This is a genomic window from Cupriavidus sp. CP313, from assembly GCF_054072015.1.
On the sequence record NZ_JBSVZB010000011.1, the window covers coordinates 157029 to 180556 of the forward strand.

21 protein-coding genes and 1 pseudogene are annotated in these 23528 nt (G+C 62.0%); 11 read left to right on the top strand and 11 right to left on the bottom strand.

Annotation, left to right across the window (positions count from 1 at the left end; translation table 11 throughout):
• Position 1 precedes the first annotated feature (1 nt).
• Both ACW4E8_RS17250 and ACW4E8_RS17255 read left to right on the top strand, forming a co-directional pair.
• A complete protein-coding gene (locus ACW4E8_RS17250) occupies positions 2-1195 on the top strand; it encodes an acyl-CoA dehydrogenase family protein (RefSeq protein WP_456805612.1) in 1194 nt (397 codons plus the stop codon).
• Complete coding sequence (locus ACW4E8_RS17255) at positions 1188-2246, top strand: phosphotransferase (RefSeq protein ID WP_456805613.1); 1059 nt, start codon at positions 1188-1190, stop codon at positions 2244-2246. The genes ACW4E8_RS17250 and ACW4E8_RS17255 overlap by 8 nt, the downstream gene beginning before the upstream one ends.
• Here the strand turns inward: ACW4E8_RS17255 and ACW4E8_RS17260 are convergent, their stop codons facing one another.
• Positions 2247-2399 (bottom strand): hypothetical protein, encoded by a 153-nt coding sequence (locus ACW4E8_RS17260; RefSeq protein WP_456805614.1) that lies wholly within the window; start codon positions 2397-2399, stop codon positions 2247-2249. It abuts the gene before it with no gap.
• A gap of 210 nt (positions 2400-2609) precedes the next feature.
• Here ACW4E8_RS17260 and ACW4E8_RS17265 point away from each other — a divergent pair.
• From ACW4E8_RS17265 to ACW4E8_RS17305, 9 genes and pseudogenes are all read left to right on the top strand, one after another.
• Positions 2610-2849: pseudogene (locus ACW4E8_RS17265) on the top strand (DDE-type integrase/transposase/recombinase); the annotation flags it as partial.
• Between the two features lie 626 nt (positions 2850-3475).
• Positions 3476-4744: a patatin-like phospholipase family protein gene (locus ACW4E8_RS17270; RefSeq protein WP_456805615.1), complete on the top strand. Its 1269-nt coding sequence runs from the start codon at positions 3476-3478 to the stop codon at positions 4742-4744.
• A 400-nt stretch (positions 4745-5144) separates the two neighbouring features.
• Positions 5145-5438: a hypothetical protein gene (locus ACW4E8_RS17275; RefSeq protein ID WP_456805616.1), complete on the top strand. Its 294-nt coding sequence runs from the start codon at positions 5145-5147 to the stop codon at positions 5436-5438.
• On the top strand, positions 5422-5673 hold the full coding sequence (locus ACW4E8_RS17280) for an H-NS histone family protein (protein WP_456805617.1): 252 nt from the start codon (positions 5422-5424) through the stop codon (positions 5671-5673). The genes ACW4E8_RS17275 and ACW4E8_RS17280 overlap by 17 nt, the downstream gene beginning before the upstream one ends.
• 375 nt (positions 5674-6048) lie before the next feature.
• Entirely contained in the window at positions 6049-6804 is a 756-nt protein-coding gene (locus ACW4E8_RS17285) for an SDR family oxidoreductase (protein WP_456805618.1), read from the top strand.
• Positions 6805-7057: 253 nt separating this feature from the next.
• Positions 7058-8488 (top strand): efflux transporter outer membrane subunit, encoded by a 1431-nt coding sequence (locus ACW4E8_RS17290; protein WP_456805619.1) that lies wholly within the window; start codon positions 7058-7060, stop codon positions 8486-8488.
• A gap of 16 nt (positions 8489-8504) precedes the next feature.
• Positions 8505-9689 (top strand): efflux RND transporter periplasmic adaptor subunit, encoded by a 1185-nt coding sequence (locus ACW4E8_RS17295; protein WP_456805620.1) that lies wholly within the window; start codon positions 8505-8507, stop codon positions 9687-9689.
• Positions 9690-9718: 29 nt separating this feature from the next.
• The gene (locus ACW4E8_RS17300; RefSeq protein ID WP_456805621.1) at positions 9719-11248 is read left to right on the top strand and encodes an MFS transporter; all 1530 of its coding nucleotides are present in this window, start codon (positions 9719-9721) and stop codon (positions 11246-11248) included.
• 68 nt (positions 11249-11316) lie between these two features.
• Positions 11317-12324 (top strand): bestrophin family protein, encoded by a 1008-nt coding sequence (locus ACW4E8_RS17305; protein WP_456805622.1) that lies wholly within the window; start codon positions 11317-11319, stop codon positions 12322-12324.
• Between the two features lie 168 nt (positions 12325-12492).
• On the opposite strand, the gene ACW4E8_RS17310 is transcribed toward ACW4E8_RS17305, so the two are convergent.
• The 10 genes from ACW4E8_RS17310 to ACW4E8_RS17355 all read right to left on the bottom strand — a co-directional run bounded on the left by ACW4E8_RS17310 (position 12493) and on the right by ACW4E8_RS17355 (position 22629).
• Positions 12493-13608: a porin gene (locus ACW4E8_RS17310; RefSeq protein ID WP_456805623.1), complete on the bottom strand. Its 1116-nt coding sequence runs from the start codon at positions 13606-13608 to the stop codon at positions 12493-12495.
• A gap of 48 nt (positions 13609-13656) precedes the next feature.
• Positions 13657-14547, bottom strand: a complete 891-nt coding sequence (locus ACW4E8_RS17315) for a TAXI family TRAP transporter solute-binding subunit (protein WP_456805624.1) — start codon at positions 14545-14547, stop codon at positions 13657-13659.
• Positions 14548-14606: 59 nt separating this feature from the next.
• The gene (locus ACW4E8_RS17320) at positions 14607-14981 is read right to left on the bottom strand and encodes a hypothetical protein (RefSeq protein ID WP_456805625.1); all 375 of its coding nucleotides are present in this window, start codon (positions 14979-14981) and stop codon (positions 14607-14609) included.
• Between the two features lie 73 nt (positions 14982-15054).
• Positions 15055-15339, bottom strand: coding sequence for a hypothetical protein (locus ACW4E8_RS17325; protein ID WP_456805626.1), 285 nt, complete (start codon positions 15337-15339; stop codon positions 15055-15057).
• Positions 15340-15409: 70 nt separating this feature from the next.
• Positions 15410-16330 (bottom strand): dihydrodipicolinate synthase family protein, encoded by a 921-nt coding sequence (locus ACW4E8_RS17330; protein WP_456805627.1) that lies wholly within the window; start codon positions 16328-16330, stop codon positions 15410-15412.
• 39 nt (positions 16331-16369) lie between these two features.
• Complete coding sequence (locus ACW4E8_RS17335; protein WP_456805628.1) at positions 16370-17266, bottom strand: amidohydrolase family protein; 897 nt, start codon at positions 17264-17266, stop codon at positions 16370-16372.
• 1 nt (position 17267) lies between these two features.
• Positions 17268-18281 (bottom strand): tripartite tricarboxylate transporter substrate binding protein, encoded by a 1014-nt coding sequence (locus ACW4E8_RS17340; protein WP_456805629.1) that lies wholly within the window; start codon positions 18279-18281, stop codon positions 17268-17270.
• A gap of 78 nt (positions 18282-18359) precedes the next feature.
• A complete protein-coding gene (locus tag ACW4E8_RS17345) occupies positions 18360-19604 on the bottom strand; it encodes an LVIVD repeat-containing protein (RefSeq protein WP_456805630.1) in 1245 nt (414 codons plus the stop codon).
• Positions 19605-19614: 10 nt separating this feature from the next.
• Positions 19615-21273 (bottom strand): FAD-dependent oxidoreductase, encoded by a 1659-nt coding sequence (locus ACW4E8_RS17350; RefSeq protein WP_456805631.1) that lies wholly within the window; start codon positions 21271-21273, stop codon positions 19615-19617.
• 399 nt (positions 21274-21672) lie between these two features.
• A complete protein-coding gene (locus tag ACW4E8_RS17355) occupies positions 21673-22629 on the bottom strand; it encodes a LysR family transcriptional regulator (RefSeq protein ID WP_456805632.1) in 957 nt (318 codons plus the stop codon).
• Positions 22630-23528 lie beyond the last annotated feature (899 nt).

Genomic DNA, 23528 nt, shown 5'->3' on the forward strand with positions numbered 1-23528 from the left:
CATGTTCACCGACTGCCCCACTGAAAGAAGCCGCATCCTTGCCGACCGCGTCGAGCGCTTCGTCCGCGACGTTGTGGTGCCCTATGAGCGCGATCCGCGCTGTGAATCCCATGGCCCATCCGCGGATCTTGTCGCCGAACTGCGCGACAAGGCCCGCGCCGCCGGTGTCATGACTCCACACATTCTGCCCGATGGCTCGCACCTGAGCCAGCTGGAGACCGCGGCCGTGCTCAAGCGCTCGGGCCTGTCGCCGCTCGGGCCGGTTGCGATCAACACCATGGCGCCTGACGAGGGCAATATGCTTCTGCTCGGCAAGGTTGCCACTGCCGCGCAGAAGCAGCGCTTTCTCGCGCCGTTGGTCAGCGGCGAGGCGCGCTCCGCGTTCTTCATGACCGAGCCTGCCGAGGAGGGCGGTGCCGGTTCGGATCCGTCCATGCTCCAAACTACGGCGGTCAAGGACGGCGACGATTGGGTGATCCGGGGCCGCAAGAAGTTCATCACGGGTGCGGAAGGTGCGAAAGTGGGCATTCTGATGGCGCGCACCGGGGACAGTGATCGCAGGCAGAGCACGATGTTCCTTGTCGAGTTACCGCACCCGGCGATTCGCATCGAGCGTTTGGTAGATACCATCGACAGTTCGATGCCCGGCGGACATGCGCTGGTTCTGATTGATGACCTGCGCGTGCCACAGGACCAGGTGCTGGGCGAGGTGAACGAGGGCTTCCGTTATGCGCAGGTCCGATTGGCGCCGGCACGGCTTTCGCATTGCATGCGCTGGTTCGGCGGCGCCGCGCGGGCCGATGAGATCGCGCGCACTTATGCCTCCAGGCGCGAGGCCTTCGGCAATTTGCTGATCGACCATGAAGGGGTGGGCTTCATGCTGGCCGAGAATCTGATCGACCTGCAGCAGGCCGCGCTGATGATCGACTGGTGCGCTGGCGTGCTCGACGGCGGCCACGCGGGGACCGCGGAGAGCTCCATGGCCAAGGTAGCTGTCTCGGAGGCGTTGTTCCGGGTGGCGGATCGTTGCGTGCAGATTCTCGGCGGCATGGGCGTGTCCCGCGACACCGTCGTGGAGCAGGTTTTCCGTGAAGTCCGGGCATTCCGGATCTACGACGGTCCGACCGAAGTCCACAAATGGTCGCTGGCCAGGAAGATCAAGCGCGACACGCTGGGTGCCTTTCATCATGGCTAAGCATGACACCAGCGCCACCGTTCCCGTACGTGCGCAACATCACATTGATGAAGAGGCCCTGTTGCGCTGGATGCAGCAGAACGTGGACGGCTTTTCCGGGCCGATGCGCATCGACCAGTTCAGCGGCGGCCAATCCAACCCGACGTATCGTCTGCGTACGCCAACACGAAGCTATGTCCTGAGAAGAAAGCCCCCGGGAGAACTGCTCAAAGGCGCACATGCCGTGGAACGCGAGGCGCGCGTGATGAAGGCCCTGGGCCAGGCTGGCTACCCGGTCCCCGCTGTCCACTGCCTATGCACGGATGAGTCGGTGATCGGGAGCTGGTTCTTTGTCATGGACATGGTCGAGGGACGGATTTTCTGGGATGCGAGTTTTTCCGAGGTTCCCCGCACCGAACGCGCGGCATATCTCGACGCTATGAACGCGTGCCTGGCCGCACTGCATCGTATCGACTTCGAAGCGATCGGCTTGGGCGACTATGGCAAGCCCGACGGATATGTGGCGCGGCAGATTTCCCGATGGTCGAAGCAGTATCTTGAGGACGAAATGGCAGGTCGGCATCCGGCCATGGACCGGCTGGTCCAATGGCTACCGGAGCATCTTCCAAAGGCTGACGAGACAGCCATCACGCATGGCGATTTTCGCGCCGACAACGTGATCTTTCATCCTACCGAGCCGCGCGTGCTTGCGGTCTTGGACTGGGAACTGTCGACACTTGGCGATCCGCTGGCCGACTTTGCCTATCACGCCATGATGTACCGGATGCCGCGCGATATTCTTGGCGGCATCGCGGGGATCGACCTCGCGCACGCGGGCCTGCCGAATGAGGCCGCCTACGTGGCGGCGTACTGTGCGCGTACGGGCCGTGCTGGCATCGAGGGCATGGACGTTTATGTTGCGTTCAACATGTTCCGTTTTGCCGCCATCCTACATGGCATCAAGGGAAGGGTGGCGCGAGGCACCGCGTCCAGTGCCGATGCGCATGCGATGGGAGAACGTTTTGTCCGGGTTGCCGACCTGGCCTGGGCACAGGCCGAGCGTGTGCGCTGATCAGCGTGATGGGACCCTTCTGGCGCCGCCGCCGATGAGGTTGGCCGACGTGCCGACGTGCAGGTCGTCATAGGCCACACCCACCGAAACGGGGCCGCTGGCGTAACTCAGGTAGGTGCCGTACTCGCGTCCGACGACGTCGCTGTCCGCCACCTCATTACCATTGCTCTGGAACGAAGAGAAGGCAGCGCCGGATAGCGCGCCGAACTTGCCGACTTACATCACGGCGTTGCCCGCCCGCCCGCCAAACTCGGGCGCGATCCCCAGGATGTCGTAGCGGTCGGCCGCTTGCCGCGCGGGTCTTGCTGGTCCAGCCGATACGATGCCGCTCCTGCGTGGCCGCGTGCCCTGCGTGACATCTAGGAATTGCTGTTCGAGCGCGGCGTAATCGTCAGCTACGAGACGATCCGCCGCTGGTGCGATAAATTCGGCGCGGGGTTCGCGCATCGTGTGAAAGCCGCACGGCGCAAGCCAGGCAGCACGTGGCATCTGGATGAGATGTTCGTGACGTTGCGCGGTGAGCCCTACCTGCTATGGTGAGCGGTCGACGAACATGGCGCCGAACTCGACATCCTCCTGCAGACGCGGCGCGACAAGGCTGCACTACCCATCGACCGAATACCGAAGTATGCCCTCCAGCACATAGACGCACTCTTCCTTAAATGTGTAGCTATGCGGCGGTGGAACATGCGAGCCGGGAGGCACATTCAACTCGAATACACCCATCCCGCCTGTGGCGGCTCCGATAACTTGGAGGAGATTGAAAAGGACCGCTAGCGGCGTGGCACCAAGCGAACCAATCAAGGTCGGTCAAGTTAGCATTCAGTACCTGATTGATCTTCGTCCGCCCTCCAACTTTCTCCCGAAGCTGCCCAGGCGCCATCTGCGGGTAGTGCGGCCCCCATGGAGATGCCGTAATATTCCGAGGGACCCGGCACACCGGATCCTGGCGGCAACGAAACTCGACCTTCCCTTCCTGCGGGCCGCCACCACGCCGAGCCCGTTCCTGACCTAGTCCAATGTGGAAGTTTCGACATGACCACACTCTTCGCCGCAAGAGCAGCCTGCCTTGGCGAATGGGGGGGGCAGGGAGAGAGCGACACGCCTGCGGCAGGGCCTACCGCACTCTGATGCTGCTTCTACTTGCGGGACTCAGTGCCTGCGGGTCGCTTCCTCACAATGCTCCGCGCAATCTGCCTCAGGCCGCGGCTGGCAGCGCATCTGCGGCCATGCGCGAACCCACCGACGTCGCCGGCCAGACAACCGTCGCCATGTCGTTCTCTGGCGGTGGCACGCGAGCCGCAGCCTTCGCCTTCGGCGCGCTGCAGGGGCTCGACGCCATGGGAGGTCCTGGGGGCGCGTCCCTGCTCGACGACGTCGCATTCATCAGCAGCGTGTCCGGAGGCTCCATCACCGCTGCGTACTACGGTCTGCACGGCAAGGCCAGCCTGGCGACCTTTCGATCAGTGCTCTTGAAGGACGGAGAGGCGGGACTTCGCTTCAGTCTCCTGAATCCGGTCAACCTTGCGCGCCTCTTCGCGGGGGGGCTCAACGATCGGGAAGGTCTCCAGACATGGCTCGACGAAGACGTGTTCAAGGGCGCGACGTACGCCGACATGTTCCGCCGCGGCAAGCCAATCGTTTGGATCAACGCCACGAACGTCTACTACCGGGTCGCGTTCCCATTCAGCCAGCTGGCATTCGATACGCTATGCAGTGATCTCGCGAGCTTTCCCGTTTCCGAGGCCGTCGCCGCATCCATGGCGGTCCCGCTCTTCTTCGCACCGATCGTCCTTCAAAAATATCCCGAGGCTTGCAGTGCACCGCTGCCGAACCTTGACCACGCCCAGAGGCCTGGGCAATCGCTGCTGTTTGGCGCGTTGGCAATCGCCGTTCGCGGTCTCCGGGACACTTCGAAGGGAAAGTACATCAAGCTGGTCGACGGCGGGGTGACCGACAACTACGGCTTGGCCACCATTTTGCAATCGCGCCTGCTGCTGGGCACGGCTTACGGTCCCATGAGCGAAAACGACGCGATCAATGTGCGGCGGCTACTTTTCATCGTTGTTGACGCCGGTCAGGGCCCGCGCGGCGATTGGAACCAAAGCCAGGATGGCCCATCCGGAATCGAAGTCGCAAGCGCGGCCATCGACGCGGGAATGGCGACCAACGTTCGAATGACCTATGACGCCTTCGTTCCCATGATGCAGCAGTGGCGCGACGACCTCGTGGCGTATCGGTGTGGCATGCCGCATTCTCGGCAGCAGGAGATCGCTGCACGCCGCCCAGGCTGGCGGTGCAATGAAGTCGAATTCTTCGTCACGCGGATCTCGTTTGATGCCCTCGACAAGGAGCGTGCTGCAAGTCTGAACGATCTGCCGACCAGACTTCGTCTGCCCGAGAGGGACGTCGATCGCCTGATCGAGGCGGGAAGGGATGCCATCCTTGGCAACCCGGTGATCCGTGAGTTCGAGCGCGAATCGACTGCGGCGCGATAGTCCCGCGGCACGCGGCGTGGGTGAGGCCGCGTTCTTGCTGCTCGGCCGCGGCGCTCTGGCGGAGGCACGCTCCGCACGGCCGATCTCAACTCTAAGGCGCCTGGAGTTGGGCGGGCCTAGCGAGTTGAGCAAGAGTCCGGGAGTCCTATGAGGCAGTCATGGACCCATCTGACGTCTCCCCGGACAACCGGGCCAAGTCCAAAACGCAGAGGTCACTCAGCATGGGTCTACTTCTGTAGCGACCAGACCAGCAGCTGATCACGAAGGTTCATTGGGAAGCTTGAAATCGGTCGTTCACGAGCGGCCGGATTTGGTCCGGCACTGCGCTTTCACTGCCCAAGGGTGATCGTCCCTTTGGCTCATCAACGCCGAGCAGGCGCAGCGCAAATCAGCCAACGACGTGGAAACCATCCACGCCGAGCTGGCCGCGGCGCAGCGCCGGGCCGAGCGCGCCGAAGCCGAAGCGGCGCTGGCACGTCAGCTGCTGGCAGAATTGCGGGTGGAGCCGCCCGAAAGAGAGGAGGGCGGCGGGCGTCGGCGCAAGGCCGGCGGCCCGGCGCCGACGGAGAAACAAGGCGACAAGTCGAACGAACAACAGGACAAAAAGCAGGGCGCGCCGGGCGCCGCCCTGAATCCGGATGACGGCAGCGACGGCAGCGACGGCAGTGACGACAACGATGACAGGCAACAATGAGCGGGAGGACGCGATCCGATGGATCCAGGTCCAGATGGCGGACTATGGGCTGACCATGGGGGAGTTGGAAGCGGCGGGGTGCTTCGATCCGCCACCGCCTCCGCCACCCCCGCCATCGGCAGTCTGCTACCGCAACGCCCAGGGAATGAGCTGGGACGGGCAGGGCGAGATGCCGGACTGGCTGCGGCGGGCGGTCAACGCGGGACAGAGCGTGGAATTTTTCAGGGTCGGGTAGCAGCGCCACAACCGGTGGTGTAACCATAGCGTCACGTTGCCGCGATCTTGGCGTCAGCCGCGTGCGCCTATGGTGCTTGCCAGCCTCATGCCGCGGCGCCGTCCGTCAACGCACTGGGGCAATTCATGCGGTCTGTGTATCGTCGTTGAATTTACCTTGCGTCGGCATGGCACCAGGTCTTGGGCTAGTCTAAATTTGAAAATTTGTGTCTGTCGCTTGATACGCCGATAAGCGAGAGCGCCCCCGCAACAGCTTCCCAGCACGGCCCGCTGTCCAGGCGCCGACATCCTTGTGATTTGCTTTTTTTGTAGTATTGTGCTAGTCACATGCGAGCCCATTCAAGGGGCTCCCGTGGTCGGCAATGGAGGGTGAACCATGAAGATCGTCGTCATCGGCGGCACCGGCCTAATCGGCTCGAAGACTGTCGCCATTCTTCGGCAGGGCGGCCACGAGGTCATTGCCGCCTCGCCCAAAAGCGGTGTCAACAGCATTACTGGCGAGGGACTCCAGGAGGCCATGGCCGGCACGCATGTGGTCATCGACCTCGCCAATTCGCCGTCATTTGAAGACAGGGCGGTGCTGGAATTCTTTGAGACCTCCGGCCGCAACCTTCTCGCGGCGGAAGCCAAAGCGCGTGTCGGGCACCATGTGGCGCTATCCATCGTCGGGACCGACCGAACGCCAGACAATGGATACTTCCGCGCCAAGGTCGCCCAGGAGAAGCTGGTCGAGGCTTCCGGCATTCCCTACACCATTATCCGCTCGACCCAGTTCATGGAATTCCTCGGCGGCATCGCCGATTCCAGTGTGGATGGAAACACAGTCAGGCTTTCGCCAGGGCAGTTCCAGCCGATCGCGTCCGACGACGTCGCCGCCATGGTTGCCGATGTGGCGCTCGCGGCGCCACAAAACGGCATCGTCGAGATCGCCGGCCCGGAGCGCGCGCCACTCAACGAAATCGTCGCCCGCTATCTGAAGGCGGGCGGCGACCCGCGTGAGGTCGTGCGTGACCCCGAAGCCCGATACTTCGGCGGTCGTATTGAAGAGCATTCCCTGGTGCCGTTGGGCGAGGCGCGCCTCGGCCGCATCGGTTTAGACGAATGGCTCCGCCGCTCACAGGCAGGACCCTAAAGCCCACATACGCCAACTGAAGAACAGGAAGTTCCATGAAACTCGCGGTGTTTGTGGTGGACACGAACGAGACGGAACTGACGACTCCGTTCGGGAACTGAAGTTTATTGCCTTTCGTGCGGAGTATTGGCTCGCGAGAGAATGCGCGAGCCAATGCACGTGTCGAAGCTACAGCCTCAAAACAGCGAGCGAGGGCGTGCCAGATCATGGTTACAGTCGCCACATGAAAAGGGGGCTCATTCAGCTAGCCCCCATGATGCTCGCCGCCACGCTGCTCGCAGCATGCGCGAGTTTCAGCGGCTTGCGCACGCGTGCCAACGCCATCGATCCGCAGGATCTGGAAGCGGCGCAGAGTCTTTCATCGGTTTCGTTTTCGGCCGCAGCCTGGCCGAGTGAACAGTGGTGGATCGCCCTGGGCGACGATCAGCTCAACCGGTTCATCAGTAATGCACTGCAGGGGCAGCCAAGCCTGCACGTTGCCGAGGCACGAGTCAGGGCTGCGCAAGCCGTGTCCACCATTGCCGGGGCCGCGCTCTACCCACAGGTTAACGTCATCGCCACCAGCGTACGTCGGCGCTTCAGCGAGGCGGGCACCGTGCCACCACCGATCGCGGGCACCTGGCAAACCGTCAATGACGCAGCATTGGGCGTCACTTACGAACTCGATTTCTGGGGCAAGAACCGCGCGGCCATGGGGGCCGCGCTGGATCGTGCCCGTGCCACGGAGGTCGATTTGCAAGCCGCACGGCTTGTGCTGACCACAACGTTGACAAGGACGTATCTACGCCTGGATGCAGCCTACGACCTGCGTGACCTGGCCGAAAGCACGCTTAAGCAACGCGAACAGACGCTGGCATTGACGCGCCAAAGGGTTGCTGCCCAGATCGACTCCAAGCTGGAACTGACCCAGGCCGAGGCCGCGTTGCCAGTTGCGCGTGAGCGCATTGCGTCGCTCAACGAAATCATCGCACTGCTCAACAATCAGCTGGCAGCACTGCAAGGAAAAGGCCCGGACGCCGGCCTGGTCGTGCAACGGCCGCACCTTGCCAAAGTTGGGATCGTGCAATTACCGAGTGATCTTCCCGTCGAGTTGATCGGCCGTCGCCCTGATGTCGTCGCGGGGCGATGGCGGGTCGAAGCGGCCCGCCTGGACATAAAGGTTGCCAGGGCACAATACTATCCAAACATAAGCTTGAATGCCTTCGTCGGACTGGAGCGGCTCGGCTTTGACGACTTTCTCTCAGCCGGTAGTCGGGTAATCGGTATCGGCCCGGCCCTGACGTTGCCCATCTTCGACGGTGGTCGCCGACGCGGCAATCTTGTATTGAATCAGGCCGCCTACGACGAAGCGGTCGAAACGTATAACGCGACGCTGATCGATGCCCTCCACGATGTGGTCGATCAACTGGTATCGCTGCATTGGCTCGATGCGCAAGAGAGGGAACAGAACGAGGCCTTACAACTCACCCAGCAAGCGTACGACCTGGCCATCAGCCGGTATCGCAGTGGCGTCGCCAGCTATCTGCAGGTTTTGATCGCTGAAGGCCAGGTACTGCTGCAGAAGCGCCTAGTCATCGAATCGCAGGCTCGCGAACGCGAGTTGCATTTGAACCTGATTCGCGCGCTTGGTGGAGGCTATGCACCGACATCCTCCCCCGATCCTCGCCTCGCGGAAGAATCATGACTCCTGGGAACTCACCATGAATGCCAGCGCAGCTAATTCTGGGCCTGGAGGCAAGCCAGGCGATTCGGATGGCGGCAGGGGTAGTGGTGCGCCTCGCTGGCGAATCGCGGGCTCGATCCTGCTAGTGCTGCTAGCACTTGGCATCGCTGTCTGGTGGCTCGTCGCCGGTCGATATAGAGAGTCCACTGAAGACGCCTATGTCGATGGCAACGTCGTATCGGTGACCGCCCAGGTAAGTGGCGTAATCACTGCCATCAGCGCAGACAACACCGACTACGTAACCGCAGGACACCCATTGGTCAAGCTTGACGATACCGACGCAAAGCTGGCGCTTGCGCGAGCTGAAGCTCAGCTGGCCAAGACAGTACGCCAGGTGCGTACCCAATACGCCGCTGCCGAGCAGGCTCGTGCAAACCAGCGACTGCGGGAGATCGAACTTGCCAGGGTCAGGGCCGACCTGGCTCATCGGAAGGAACTCGTGGGCAGCGGTGCCATCCCCGGCGAAGAGGCTCGACACGCGGAAGACACCGTACGCGCGGCTGTCGCCGCCCTGGATGCCGCGCGCCATCAATTGGCTGCGAGCACTGCTCAGGTTGAGCACACGACGATCGCTACGCATCCCGATGTACGGGCCGCGGCCTCTCAGGTCCGCGACGCCTATGTGGCGGCTCACCGCACCGAGGTGCCGGCGCCTGTGACTGGCGTGGTCACCAAGCGTAGCGCACAGGTAGGCCAGAAGATCAGCCCGGGAATCTCGTTGATGTCGGTGGTGCCGCTGGACCACCTGTGGGTCAACGCCAACTTCAAGGAATCCCAGCTACGGCATATCCGAATTGGGCAGTCCGTCCGTCTCTATGCTGATGTGTACGGCGACGACGTGATCTATGAGGGCACGGTGATTGGGCAGGACGCCGGTACCGGCAGTGCGTTCTCCCTGATGCCGGCACAAAACGCGACGGGAAACTGGATAAAGGTCGTACAACGGGTGCCGGTCCGCATAGCGCTCGATCCCCGGCAGATTGCAAAGCATCCCCTGCAACTGGGGTTATCGATGAAAGTGGTGGTGGACACTCGGCAGCGCGACGGCACGCGGTTGGTTGTTCCGGGATCTCGAACCCACGGTTACCAGACCGACGTATTCGCCGGCGAATTGGCGCGCGCAGACGACGTTGTGCAGAAGATCATCCAGGCGAATCAATAGCGCCTTCGCGAATCAGGAGAGGCTTCGACATGTCTCAAAGCAGCCCGGGACGCCTGTTCTACGCCATGATTTTCCTGCTGGTCTCCGTCGATTTCCTGCAGTCGGGAATGACCGCCTTTGCCGCCGTTCCGCTCATGGGCGAATTGGGCATGACCCCGGAGGACTTCAGTTTTGCCTCGGTGATCTACGCGAGCGTGGCGATTCTCTCGATCTCCATGGCGCGCTGGTGCGTGGAGCGCCTTGGGCCGCGCCGATTCGTCCAGTACGCCACTGCCATTTGCGCAACTGGTGCCGTGCTGTGCGCCACCAGTGATGACTTCTTTTCATTCCTGGCAGGACGGGCTGTGATGGCACTCGGCGGTGGCGCACTGTTCACGTGCGCCCGCATGATGATTCATCACGTGCTCGCCGGGCCCACGCGATTCGTCGGCATCAAGTACCTTGCCGGCGGTGTGGCGGTGAACATTTCGGCGGCACCCTGGTTGGCGTCGCTCGCGGTATCGCATGAAAGATGGAGCGCCATTTACTGGCTTCTTGCCGCATTGGCCGGATCGCTCATACCACTGGCATCAGTGGTCCTGCACGATCGGCCGCTGGTCGCACCGGAGCATCGTTCGGAGCCGGACCTGTGGCCACAGATCATCCTGATAGGCGGAAGCTTCCTGCTGCTCTACGCACTGCAGCGCTTTTATTATGACTTCTATGGAGACGTACTGCCGATTGGGATAATGATTGCCCTGGCAGTCGTCGGTTTGATGTTCTATGGGCGCGCCCAGCATGCCGGAGATAACCCCATACTGCGAGTGCGCGAAATGCTGAGCGTTCGCTACGTGTCGGGCGTGGCGCTGTTCCTGTTTGGCTACGTGATGCTTGGCGCGAACAACTATATGATCCCGACGTTGCTGCAGCGAACCTTGGGTTTTGCGTGGGCGACCGTGGGCGAATTCGAGGCGCTGGGTTTTGCGGGGGGGATCCTGACCTGGTGCGTCATGATGCGGATCTTGCCACGTTACCCGTCTCCACGAAAGTTTCTCGTCATCGGTTTCCTTGCGCTCGCCGTGTACGGTGCATGGCTCTCCAGGATCGATGGTCATGCCAACATGTGGCGTGACATCCTGCCGGCGCTTGCCATCTATAGCGTATTTCCTCTGATCGTCATGCCCGTGGCTGCCATGAATACCTTCAGGGAACTCGAATATGACGAGTCGGTTTTCGCCAATGCCCAACAGATGAAGAACATGCTCGCGCAAATCGGCGTCGCACTGGGCATCACACTGGCGACACTCGGGCAGCAATGGCGGACGACCGCGCACTATGCCGTTCTCAATGAGCGGGTGGCGTCGGGCGACCCCGTTTTCGTGGAGACATTTCAGAAGCTCCAGGAGTCATTGATCAATGCGACCGGTGCTGCGCAGGCGGCGCAATTGGCGACGGCCCAGATCGCCCAATTGCTGGCCAGGGAATCCGCCTTGCTGGCGCATATTGACTATTTCGGACTGGTCGCTGTGCTCGGACTTGCGGGTGTGCTGGTGACGTTGATCCAGCGGGTGTTCCGATAAGATAAATTGCCTGCCGGCAGTTCGGACCTCGGCCCTGCGACCTGCCATACCGCTGTGAGATGCGCACCATGCACCTGGGGAAATCGTACACAATATCCGAGTTCACGTTCTGGTCGAGACGGCTGCTCTATGCCTCGCTAGCGTGCGGTTCGCTGCCAGTTGTCCTCTATCAGTTCCTCGGACTCAAATGGCTGTCGATCCCGGTCTCGGTTGTGCTGCTGTTGGGCACGGCCACTTCATTCATCGTGGGTTTCAGGAACGTGCAGACCTACAGCAGGGCCCTGGAGGCACAGCAGATCTGGACTGAGATCCTGAATGGCAGCCGGTGTCTGGGTGTGATGAGCCGGGACTTCCTGGCCGGGCAGGGGGGCGGGCGAGACCTGATTCTCCGGCATTGCGCGTGGCTGACGGCGCTGCGCTACCAACTGAGGACCCCAAGGATCTGGGAAAACGTGGGCAAGGCATCCAACGTGGAGTACCGGAAGTACTACCGGGTTCCAGAGTGGGAGACGCCATTGGAACAAGCGCTTGCGCGGTATCTGCCCCAGGCCGAGCTCGACGCGCTTGCGCACGCCGAGAGCAAGGCAAGCCGGTTGCTGGGAACGCAGTCCGCGACGATCAGGCGGTTCCTTGACGCTGGCGAGATCAGCAATGCGTTCTATTTGGAGTTGGTAGCATCGATCAGAGGCTGCTTCGCGCAGCAAGGACGGGCGGAGCGTATCAAGGACTATCCGTATCCCAGGCAATATGCGGTCGTCAACAAGCTCTTTGTCCGTACCTTTTGTCTGCTGCTGCCTTTTGGCATTCTTACGGAGTTCGAAAAGCTCGATGCCAGCGTTTCAGGCTTCATGCATGGCAACATGATCTGGCTGGTCATTCCATTCAGCACGATGATCTCATGGATGTACCTCGCGCTGGAGCAGGTGGGTGAAAGCACGGAGAACCCGTTCGAAGGAATGCCCAATGACGTACCCATGGCACAGATCTCCTGGAAGATCGAACGCGAACTCATGGATATGCTTGGCGAGAAGAGCGATGTCCCCGAGTCAACGTCAGAGCACGGTATTGTCCTCTAGACCATTCCAAGGCCAGCGCCTCCCCAGCCCAGTGCGACCGTCAGCGCCGGGGCGGTGAGGGACAAGACCGACCGCGTGCGCTGCGAAAGAGTCGGCGAAGTGCGGCGTCGCCGCTCCCGTTGGCAGCGTCACGGCAGTGTTGTCAGGTATCGTCGGCAATGAACGCTTCTAGAACACATGCTTTACACCAAGCATCGCACCGAACTGGCTACTGCCGGGTGGGGGATTGGAGCCGGCAGAGCCACCGCTTACGGACAGCGCCAACTTCCCGCCGTTGTTGATGTAGCCGGCCGTGGCGTATACCGAGGTCCGCTTTGACAAGCTGTAAGTTCCACGCAGCGCGAACAGCGGCGCCTTGTTCGCACTGCTGTGGTATTTCAGATAGTAGGCCTGGCCGGCAAGCGTAAAGGCGGGCGTAATGTCGTAAGCCAGGCCAGCGAACCAGATATCGCTGATCGACGGTGACGTGGCCTCGTTGTCGCGACGCAACCACCCCATTCCCAGCTTGGCTCTGGTGAGGATCACAAATCCGTTAATCGAAAGCCGGTTGTCGGACAGGCTGCTGCGCGTAAGTCCGCCAAAGGCGCCAGGACCGCCGCGGATGGAATCGTAGGAAACACTGGTTCCCCACCAGCCTGTCTCATATCTGATCAATGCCGACCACTCACGGCAAGCGCTCCTGTCCGCTGGGTCTTCGCCGGCACAGTTGGTGCCGGCCGCGCTCGGGCCGGCATTCACCCCGTCGCGGCCAAAGCTGTAGGATCCGCCTACGGTCAGGCCGCCGAACGTCCCTTTGTAGACAATGGAATTATCGGCACGGGCATTCGGGATATAACTGTCAAGGGAACCCAATCCGTAGAGGTTCGGGCCAAGGATATCGGCATCAAGCGTCGACAAGGACTGCATCGTGTACTGGCGCCCGAAAGAAATCTGCCCCCATTTGCCTGACAGGCCGACGAGCGCCTGTTGGCCAAACAACCGACCGCCCTGGTTGGAAGCACCGGTATCCGGTGAAAACCCGGACTCGAGGACGAAAACGCTCTTTAGTCCGCCACCGAGATCCTCGATGCCTCGCATCCCCCAGCGCGAAGGTACGGTACCCTTGAGGTTTGGCATGCGAAACAGATTGTCCTTCGACGCGCCTACGTTGTTGACATACTCCACACCGGTATCCACGACACCGTAAATGGTTAGCGACGATTGTGCCGATGCAAGCGCTGGAATCAACGCGGCAAATGAGACTGCTACTTTCAGCCTGCCTGGCTTCACTTTGTCTACCTCCACCTTCTAATTCTTCTATTGATGCAACCCGGCTTCGTTGTCAGCTCGGCCCTATTGCTTCGCGATGCCAAGTTCAGTGAGATAGCGCAGTACACCCCTGTGGATGCTCTCCCGGCCTGGGGCGGCCGCGAACGTGTTCTCCGGGCGAGTCTCCGTACCTTGCCTGACGCGGCTGATGAGTCGGTCATGTCCCTGGTCCAGCGCCTTGGCGATCCGATAGGCTGTGTCCTCTGGCAACGTCGGGCGAGCGAGGATGTAGCTCCACGAGCCAACCGCCTGGATGGCTTCGTCCTGGCCGGGATATGAGCCCGCCGGCACAGTGATCGGAGTGAGGAAGTTGTGCCTGGCGCGGACCCTCTCGACCTCTGCCGCGGACAGGCCAATCAGCCGGCCACCTGCCTTCGTGATTGCCGTGAAGCCAGGCCAGCCGATGCCTGCCCCCCATTGCGCGGCCACCAGCCCTTCTGCCACCATGATCGGACCGTCCCCTGCCTGGTCCAGGAAGCGCGGCTCGAAGTCCATGTCTCGGTTCAGCCCCAGACCATCCATGACGTACTTGCCGAGCAAGGTGATCCCCGAAGCCCGCGTTCCCCACGCGATGGGCTTGCCCACCAGGTCCTGCACGCAGCGTGCCGGACTGGCGCCTCCGACCGCGAACATGCCCGGGCTTGAATAGATGGCAGCGATCACCTTCAGGTCGACCCTGAGCCTGCCGATTCCCGCGAAGGCCTCGTAGGCCGGCTCACCGGCCACCAGCGCCAGGTCCAGTTGGCCCGTCTCGAGCAGCTGGATGTTCTCCGTGCTACCCGCGGTGTTGCGCGTCTGCACATCAAGCGTCTCGTCTGTCTCGTTGATCGCCGCGGCAGCGGCGTCGCCATACAGCGGAAAACCGCCGCCAGGCGTAGCCGTACCGAGGATGACTTTGGTGGGAGGGGTAAGCATGGTCATGATCTCTTGAGAGCGCAGTTCAGAATCGGGTGGGACGATCGGCGGCAACGTATTCAGGCCCCGGCTTTGGCGGTCTTCACGCAGGCCACCGTGGACAAGCCCCAGGCAAGCAGCCAGGCGACGGGCCCGAGGAGACCGGGCCATAGCGGCAGATAGCCGGGGATCAGCAGGAACAGGATGAAGCCCATGTCGACCAGGCCGACAAGGACGGTGTTGAGCCAATAGCCCTCGCGGCTATTTCGCGAGTTCATCGTGATGGCAACGAAGATCGCTACAACGGACGCGAAGAGAAGATTCCATGCGTGCTGCACCATCCGGCCTTGCAGCATCCCTGGCTCGAGGCTACTTCCCAGGCGATACACGGCATACGCCGCTTGCAAGTGCAGGAGTCCCCAGATGACGTAGAGGGCGGCTGATAATGTGGCCACAGGATGCCTTTCCACTTTTCATTTCCCTGATGAATTGATGAAGGGGTTCACCGCTACTTCGATCGCGCGTGCCTCAGCTGGCAGGCGCTTGTCTGCCAAGCCATGGAAGCACTAACAGAACGACGAGCACAGCACCGAGATACCCGACGCAGAAGTGCCGGGCCAACGACGTCCACCCATCGTGGCGCCAGCCGTCGTACAGCAGGTTCGCGAAGACGCCACCCAGACAGGTCAGCAGGCAGTTCAACAAGGCCGGACGGATTACCCAGATCCCCTGCAAGTACTGGTTCCAAAGGCCATGCACCACCTGCCGCACTTGCGCTGCCGCGCCTCGCCAGCTTGCCGTGTAGCACGGCATTGCAGCGATTCTCCTCACCGTCTCCTCCTGATTGTCGAAATCAATGTGCCGAGGCACTGGCCCGGTTGCGTCAGGCCACCACACCGGTCGTCGCACGAGCCAGGCCGTCCTTCGCCAGCTGGTCCATGAGTCTTGAGGCCTGGTCGCCATCGAGCGACTGCAGCGGCGCACGCACCCTGTTCCAGGCGGAATCGCCATACCTGGCCGCCAGAACCGCCTTGACGGCCGGGATGAGCGGATAGGCTTCCGCGAGTTTCCTGCGACGAGCAATCGCCGTTTGAAGTCTGTCCGCGTCGGGCTCCTTCCACCGCACGTAGACTTCCTTGATGGCCTTCGCGTTGATGTTTCCTGTCGCGGAGATGCAGCCGGCCGCGCCAGCACGAAGGCCATCGAGCAGGAACGTCTCTGATCCGGGGAACACGTGCAGCTGCGGGAAGTTCCTGATTACCGCCAACGTGTTGTCGAAGTCGCCGGAGCTGTCCTTCAGGCCCGCAATCGTGTTCGGATACCGCTTGAGCAAGCGTTCGATGAGCGGCAGGCTATAGCCGATCTGCGCAACCGGGGGGATGTGATAGAGGTACAGACGCAGTTGTGCCGCACCGACCCTTTCAATCAACTCGCTGAGGAAGGCAAAGAGTCCATCCTCGGAGAGCCCCTTGTAGTAAAACGGCGGCAGGAGCAGCACACCGGCGCAACCTGCCTTGGTGGCGGCGCTCGTCAGTTGCACGGCGTCCTCGATCGAACATGCGCCAGTGCCAGGCATCAGCTTCGATGGTGAGATGTCGTTGCCGATCAGGAGGTCGAGTTGATCCGCGCGTTCGGACATGCTAAGCGAGTTTGCTTCGCTCGTCGTACCGAGGATCGCCAGGCCATCAGCTCCCTCGTCGAGCACCGCTTTACAGTGGGTAAGGAACAGGTTCAGGTCGACGGAACCATCGGATGCAAAGGGCGTGGACGTAGGGACCCACAGCCCGCCAGAGGCTTGTGTCATGACTGATTTCCAGTGAAGAGTTGTGTCGATTGCCCTGAGTTAGGGCCACCCGTAGAGTCGCGCGGCGTTGGCCGCGAAGAGCGCTTTCTGCTGTTCCGCGCCCGGGAACCATTCCGTCACGACGTCGACCAGGTCCGCGTCGTGAGGCATCTCCGTCCTGACCATCACGTGTGGCCAATCGCTTCCCCACACCAGACGGTCCATGCACTCGCTGCTTAGCCAATGTGCGATTCGCCTGGCCTTGTGGTACGCGGGAACGTCGTCCAGGCGATACGGGGCGGTCACCTTCGCCCACGCGAGCCCCCTCTTCATGAGCGAGACCATCGCCTTCATTCCGGGGGCTCGATAGTCGGCCACGCCACGCGAGAGGTAGCCCATGTGCCCGAAGACGACCGGAACCCCGAGCGTTGCGAGCACGTCCTCCATGTCCGGATGCCTGTCGACGTGCATCAGGAGCTCGATGTGCCAGCCCAAGGGCCCGACGAGGTCTGCCAGGCGAAGCAATTGCTCTGTTGGCAGCTCGGCGCGCGCGCTCCTCACGTCGACGATGTTCACGCGCACGCCTCGCACGCCGAACCCGTGCATCAGGTGGAGGGCGTCTCGCGGTTCGTCTCCGCGCAGCACAACCACGCCCCGCGCCTGTGTCCCGAGCCCCTTGAGGGCGTCCAGCAAAACGCGGTTGTCGCTTCCATAGACGCTCGGCTGCACCAGGACGCAACGCGTCACGCCAAGGTAGCGACGTACGTGCTCGTAGTCCGGCATCAGGCAGTCAGGAGGTGTATAGACGCGTTCCGATACGTAGGGGAACCGCCTCGCTGGACCAAGAATATGCAGATGGCTGTCGCACGCATTCTCTGGCAGCGAGCGACGCGGATACTTCACGCTGGCCAGCGGTGCAGCGCAGCGCGGTGCACTGGAGACGATTGTCGGAGCCATCTCAACTCGCTTTGCGCATCACGCGATCAAGGGTGACGTAGTCCTTGCGCATCAATGCCTCGAACTGCACGGGGGTCATCGTCATCGGCTCGGCGCCCACCATTGCAAGCTTCTCCGTCACGGCCGGGTCCGTGGCCACCTTGCGAACCTGCTCGCTCAGCAGGTTGACGACATCTGTGCGAGTCTTTGCGGGAGCAAGCAGGCCGACCCAGACGTTGCACTCCGCCGCGGGGTAACCCGCTTCGCCGATCGTGGGGACATCCGGAAGCAGTTTGGAGCGGGTCTTCGCACTGATAGCCAGCGCGGTCACCTTGCCCACCCGAATCATCTGGAGCGCTGCGCCAAGAGGCGCCCATCCAACCTGGCAACGGCCCGCGGCGATCTCCGTGACGATCTCTCCTGCCCCCTTGAGCGGGATGTGTACCATCTCGATGCCAGCTGCCTCGATCAGCATTTGCATGTTGATGTGGACCGCGCTTCCGCGCCCCCCGGAGCCGTAGCTCAGCTGCCCTGGATTGGCCTTCGCCAGGGCAATCAGCTGCTGGGCAGTCTTGATCTTTCCATTGGCAGGCACAATGAGTATGTTGGGAAAGGTCGCCAGGGGCGAAATGGGGGCGAAGTCCTTCAGCGTGTCATAGGGCAGTGACTTGTAGAGTGCCGGATTTGCCAGGTGCCCCATGCCCACGACGGCCAGGGTCTGCCCGTCGGGCTCGGCCTTGGCCACTGTGCCGGCCGCGATCGTGCCGCCAGCACCTGGCCGGTTGTTGATCACAACGGGCTGCCCCATGGCCGACGCGAGGCCTTCCCCAAACACTCGCGCTACCAGGTCCGAACCGCTTCCGGCAGTGAACGGAACGACCAGCTGCACCGGGCCGCTCGGGTACTTGTTCGCGGCGAAGCCGCGCGGGGCAATGGTGAGGCCGGCCACGCAAACCACGCAAGCCCTTCTCATGCGTCCATGGTCACTGAGCTCTGCGGCCCTCGGTCTCGAGTTGTTCAAGTCGGCGAGCTTCATCTTTGTCTCCCTCGTACCCGGATGATCGAATTGTCTGTTGCTGAATGGGGCAGCGACAGGCGATGCCGTCCCACTCGCCTATCTACCCTCGAATTGCAGGATGTGCAGCCCGGCGTTGGGGTCGGTCAGATAGACCAATCCTTCGCTGTCCACAAACAAGTCACCCGATTGGACGACCGCTGGCACGCCCGGGCGCGGGTCTACCATCTCCTGCGGGTCCGCCGGGACGTAGTGCCCTGCCTCGAGCGGCCGGAAGGGGTCGCGAATGTCGTAGACCCGCAGCCCTGCATTCAGATAGGTGGCGAAGATGAGATCCGAACTCTGGAACGACCCCGGCCGGTTCTCATGCAGGTTGTGCGGGCCGAACTTTCCGCCCTTGCGACAGTAATTCTCTTCCGATGGCACCGGGCACGTTGAGATGGGAACCGGGTGGTGCGGGGTGCTGACGTCCACAATCCAGATCCGCGGCACGCCATTGGCACAGTGCATGGTCGTCGCCTCGTCAGCGACCACGAGCAGATTGCGATCGGGCAGCGGCAGGGCCGTGTGCGTGCCTCCTGCAAACGGCGGACACCAGTTCAGGTGACTGACCATCTTCGGCTTCGCCAGGTCGCTGATGTCGTGGATGGTGATCCCCCCATCGCGCCAGGCGCCGAAGGCGAGGCTGCCTGTCACAATCGCGTGGTGTGCGGCGTGCCGCTTGCCCTGCGGCACCTGCGATAGCTCACCACCGTCCGTCCACTGCCCAGGAAGCCACCACTGGCTGACAATGGTGGGTTGCCGCGGGTTGGCAAGGTCAACGACCGCCATGATGTGGTCGGTGTAGCCCTCCATGTGAGCCGCTACGTAGGCGTACCGGCCGCTAATCCACCAGATGCGGTTCACACCGAGCCCCGGGATGCTGAAGAACGCGATCTCACGCGGTTCGGAAGGTGTCTTGATATCGTAGATGCGAATCCCCGCCGAGAAGCGCAGCTCACTGTCGAGGAAGGAGTTCGTCAGCGTGTTCGCGAAGTACCTGCTCTGGTCGTGAAACTGCGCCAGGGTCCAGATACTCGGACCATTGATGACCAACAGAAGGTCGTCCGCAACCTGGAGATGGTGCGAGCGGGTGTTCTTAGGCATCGGCACGTAGGCAACGGTCGAGGGCTTGCGCGGATCCCTTACGTCAATGACGCTGAAGCCGTCATTGAACATGTGGCCAACATACGCATAGCCCTTGTGAACGATCACCTGTACGCCATCCGGCCGTCCCCCCTGATCGCTGTGGGCAACGAAGGAGAAGTTTGCCGAGCTCTCGCGCTGTTGCTTGGTCCGAGTCATTTGCGCACCTTTACGCTGCCAGAACTTCGTCGACTCGGGCAGCACCGCGGATCAGGTCGACCAGTCCGAGCGGATCGGCAGGGACGGCGTCTCCACGCCAGGCGACATACTGATCGGGACGCACGAGCGTCAGCTTCCTGATGTAGGGACTTCCTGCTTCGGATGGTCTGAGGTCCAGCAGCTTGAGCGGAACGCCCCGTTCCTGCGCTGCCTGCAGCAGCGCATCCACGCTGACAGAGGGATCGAGGCGGACGAGGGTGTAGAACGGCCCCAGCTCGTCATAGAGCGACCGGTTCCCCTCGAGCCAGACGTGCGGAGCCCGACAGCCGGGCACAGTGGATGAGGTGAACTCGTGCATGGAGTATGCTGGCTGCGCCTCTGCGTCGTAGGCGATGATCGGGGAGTCGGCGTAGAAGTAGCCAAAATTGAGGCCTGCGGAGCATTGCTGCTTGACCTCCAGCTCTTCCGAGGCATCGCCCGCCTGCCTGCGCGACTCCGCCCCGGCCGCGCTGTCCTCTTCGATGTTCTCGGGGACATTGCGGCGTTGCATCTTCACCGCTACCGCGACGTCGGTGATGATGTGAGAGATCTGCTCCGTGATGGGCTTGCGTTCAGCCTCGTATGCGCCAAGGATGCCTTCGCTTGCCCACCCCTGGAGGACGGCTGCGAGCATCCAGGCCAGCTCGGCCGCATCGGCTATCCCGGCGTTCATCCCATAGCCGGCGGCAGGGATCCACAGGTGGCATGCATCGCCGGCGATGAAGACCCGGCCGTCGCGCATCTTGTCGGCCACCATGCGTCGGCCCATCCAGTTCTCCTGCGAGACGATCTCGTACTCGAACTCCGGGTCCACGCCGAGGATTTGCCGGATAGCCCAGTCCCGGTCGATGTCGTCGTATTCCTCATCGTTATAGAGGAAGTTGTGAACGTTCCAGCGCTCCTTGCCGTCGATGGCGATGACCGTGCCGCAGCGGCGAGGATTGAGGACGAAGTACATCCACGCAGGATTCGGTTCGAGCCGCTCCAGCAGCTTCGGAGCGCGGATGAAGCTCGACTGCACACGTTGGATCTGCACCGTGCCAACGAAGGTGGAGCCGATCATCTGGCGAACATTCGAGCGGCCGCCGTCGCATCCGACCATGTAGGCGCCGACGATAGTCTTTTCCTCGTTCGTCTCCAGGTCGCGCACACGGACCAGCACGCGATCGCTCTGCTGTTCATAGCCCAGGAATTCATGACGGCTCAGGATCTCGATGCGGGGCTGTTGCGCAGCGTACTCGAAGATAACCGGCTCGAAGAAAATCTGATTGCATCGATGCGAGGGCTCGGGAGTCGGCCACCCGCTGTCCGGTGACGGAACTCGTGCCTTGCGACCATTGCGCGACGGCAGCTTCAGACGCGAAAGTTCGATGCCGGTCACGGCCGTCCTCGAGGAAACATCGGTGCTGTGATCCGGCGGCAGGCCAACCTCGCGGATCTTTTGCGCAATGCCGATTCGACGGTACACCTCCATGGAGCGAGAGGAGATTGTGTTGCACTTCACTGCGGGCGGCTCCGCGGATGCCCGGCTCTCGATCACGACAACGTCAATGCCCCGCCACGCCAGGTCCATCGCCAGCGTCAGGCCCACGGGCCCCGCCCCGATCACCACCACCTTCGATTCAGTCATACCCCATCCACAGTCTGATTGTTGATCGGCATCCCCGACCGTTGATCGCTGCCACTGCCCAGCGTCATCAGTTCGTCATGCGTTCGAAGCAATCGTAGGCAGAGCGGCCCGAGCGTAGAAGCTGGATGTTCGTCTACCCCTATCGGAAATTCCGATATCTGGGTTAGCTGTGCCATGGATATGGCGAACCCGCAGGGATGCGCGGCGCGAGCCCGGTGTTCGTGGTGACGTTGTGCCTTGCGACGTTGCGTCTGGAGCGCTCACGCAGCGAGCGGGCGTCGCGCACAGGGCTGCAGACAGGGCGTCTTGGGGTATGCGTGCGCCAGAGGCGTATCGGCGCATATGAGGAAAGCCGCGCGAGGCGGCTTCAGTGTGGCTGGGTAGCCCACCCGCTCGCGCTTATCGGATCGTTGCGGCTATTGCTCGCAGGTGCTCAATAAAGCGCTGTACAACCGGGCTGGGGGTCCTCTTCCTGAGCATCATCAGAGAGATCGGCGGCGATCTCATGTCGAAGTCGACTTCCAGGTGCTTCAGGTCCCATGTCCTGGCGTTCCTCACCAGGATGGATGGCAAGATCGAAATGTACCGGCCTGATGCCAGCAGCTCGCTGCGCAGCAGCAGGGACGCGGAGGTCACGCTCACATTAGTCAGGCGCAGGCCGCGCGATGCAAGCCCTGAGTTCAGCAGGTCGAAGATCATGGGCGACGGCGGCAGGATCCATGGCTCTTCGCACAGTTGATCAAGCGAGATCTTCCTGCGGCGAGCCCAGGGACTCTTCATCCCCGCAACGATCCAGTGCGGATCGTGAAAGAGGCTTTCGGTGATCAGGTCATCATCCTGAAATCCATCGGGAAGCCGCCTCAACACGATGTCCACGACACGATCCTGCAGCTCCTGGTTCTGCAGCGAGGTCGTGTCCTGATGAACGACTTGGAACGAGACGCCAGGGTACTTCTCAATGAATGTTCCTATGGCTCGAGGCAACATGCCTGCGGACACAAACTCCGGGCAGGCGATACGTATTTCCCCAACCGTCGAGTCGGACAGGAACTCGATCTCGCGAACTCCCTGTCGCAACTCGTCGAAGACGGCCCGCGTTCTTCGGATCAGGACTTCCGCGTAGATGGTGGGACCGACGCCCTGAGCATGACGATCCAGCAGGCGGATCCCCACCGCCCGCTCCAGGCCAGAGATTGCCTCTGAAACTGCAGGTTGCGACATAGCCAGCTGCGCCGCGGCCTTGGCCATGCTTCCGCATCGCACTACCTCGGCCAGGACATGCAGATCGCGCAGCTTCAGGCGCCTGCCGATTCGATCTTCCCAGCTGGGTTGATTGGGGGCCTGGCTTGGAGTCATCGGGCGCTCCTGTCCTTGCTGTGTCAATTGTTCAGGACATTATAGGGGCTTCATGGTGCGGAGCTTCTGAAACGCCGGGGGGCGATCGGCCGTTCTGGCAGCCCAGTTCGACTTTCCCGGCCAGCGAAGCACGTCGCGGCAAATGGCCTGCAAAGAACGTACTGCGGCCATTGAACCAGAGTCACGACGCTCGGCGCAGCAGTGCCCCAAATCAACCAGCCAGCCACCCGTCGCGCGGCCCCGCGTGCAAACGTTGCTCAACCTCCGCGCAGGCCGTACGCAGCAGACCAGTAATGGTCTGGATGCGGTGCACGGACATGCGTTGCGACAACCTCGCCACGCTCAGGGCCCCAATGGACTGACCCATGCTGTCCCGGAAGGGGGAGCCGACAGCGGTCACGCCAAGCTTGATCATGCCCTCGATCACGGCGCTGCCGTGTCACGATGTGGGTCCTGATGAAAAGGTTGGCAAGGGACTGGCTGCCCCCACCCCGGGTCCTTCATATTTGGCCGGTTGTACGAATCACCGCCAAATGCCCGGGGCAGGAGCCCGGTGCGCGAATTGCGCACGTCGGGATCTGTGCGGGGGGCTCAGCAATGGGCATTCCTACCGCGGCATTGGGCAACGGGGCGCGCGAACTTTGGCGGTGGGGCATCGAAAGAGGGCGGTTTCAGTGGGTTTCCCGGCAGTCCTCGATTCCGACTGCAAGATTCGGCAGAGGGCTTTTTGCACAGCGGAGACGGCGCAATGGTCGGCATGGGCACGGTGCGCGCCCCGTCTTCGCTGTGCAAAAAAATTTGGTTCATCGCCGATCTGCGGGGTGACTGACCGTCTCAGACCGGACCCCTCACGGTCATTCGCGCATCCATGTGTGAACGACCAAAGCCGGCCGTAGCGG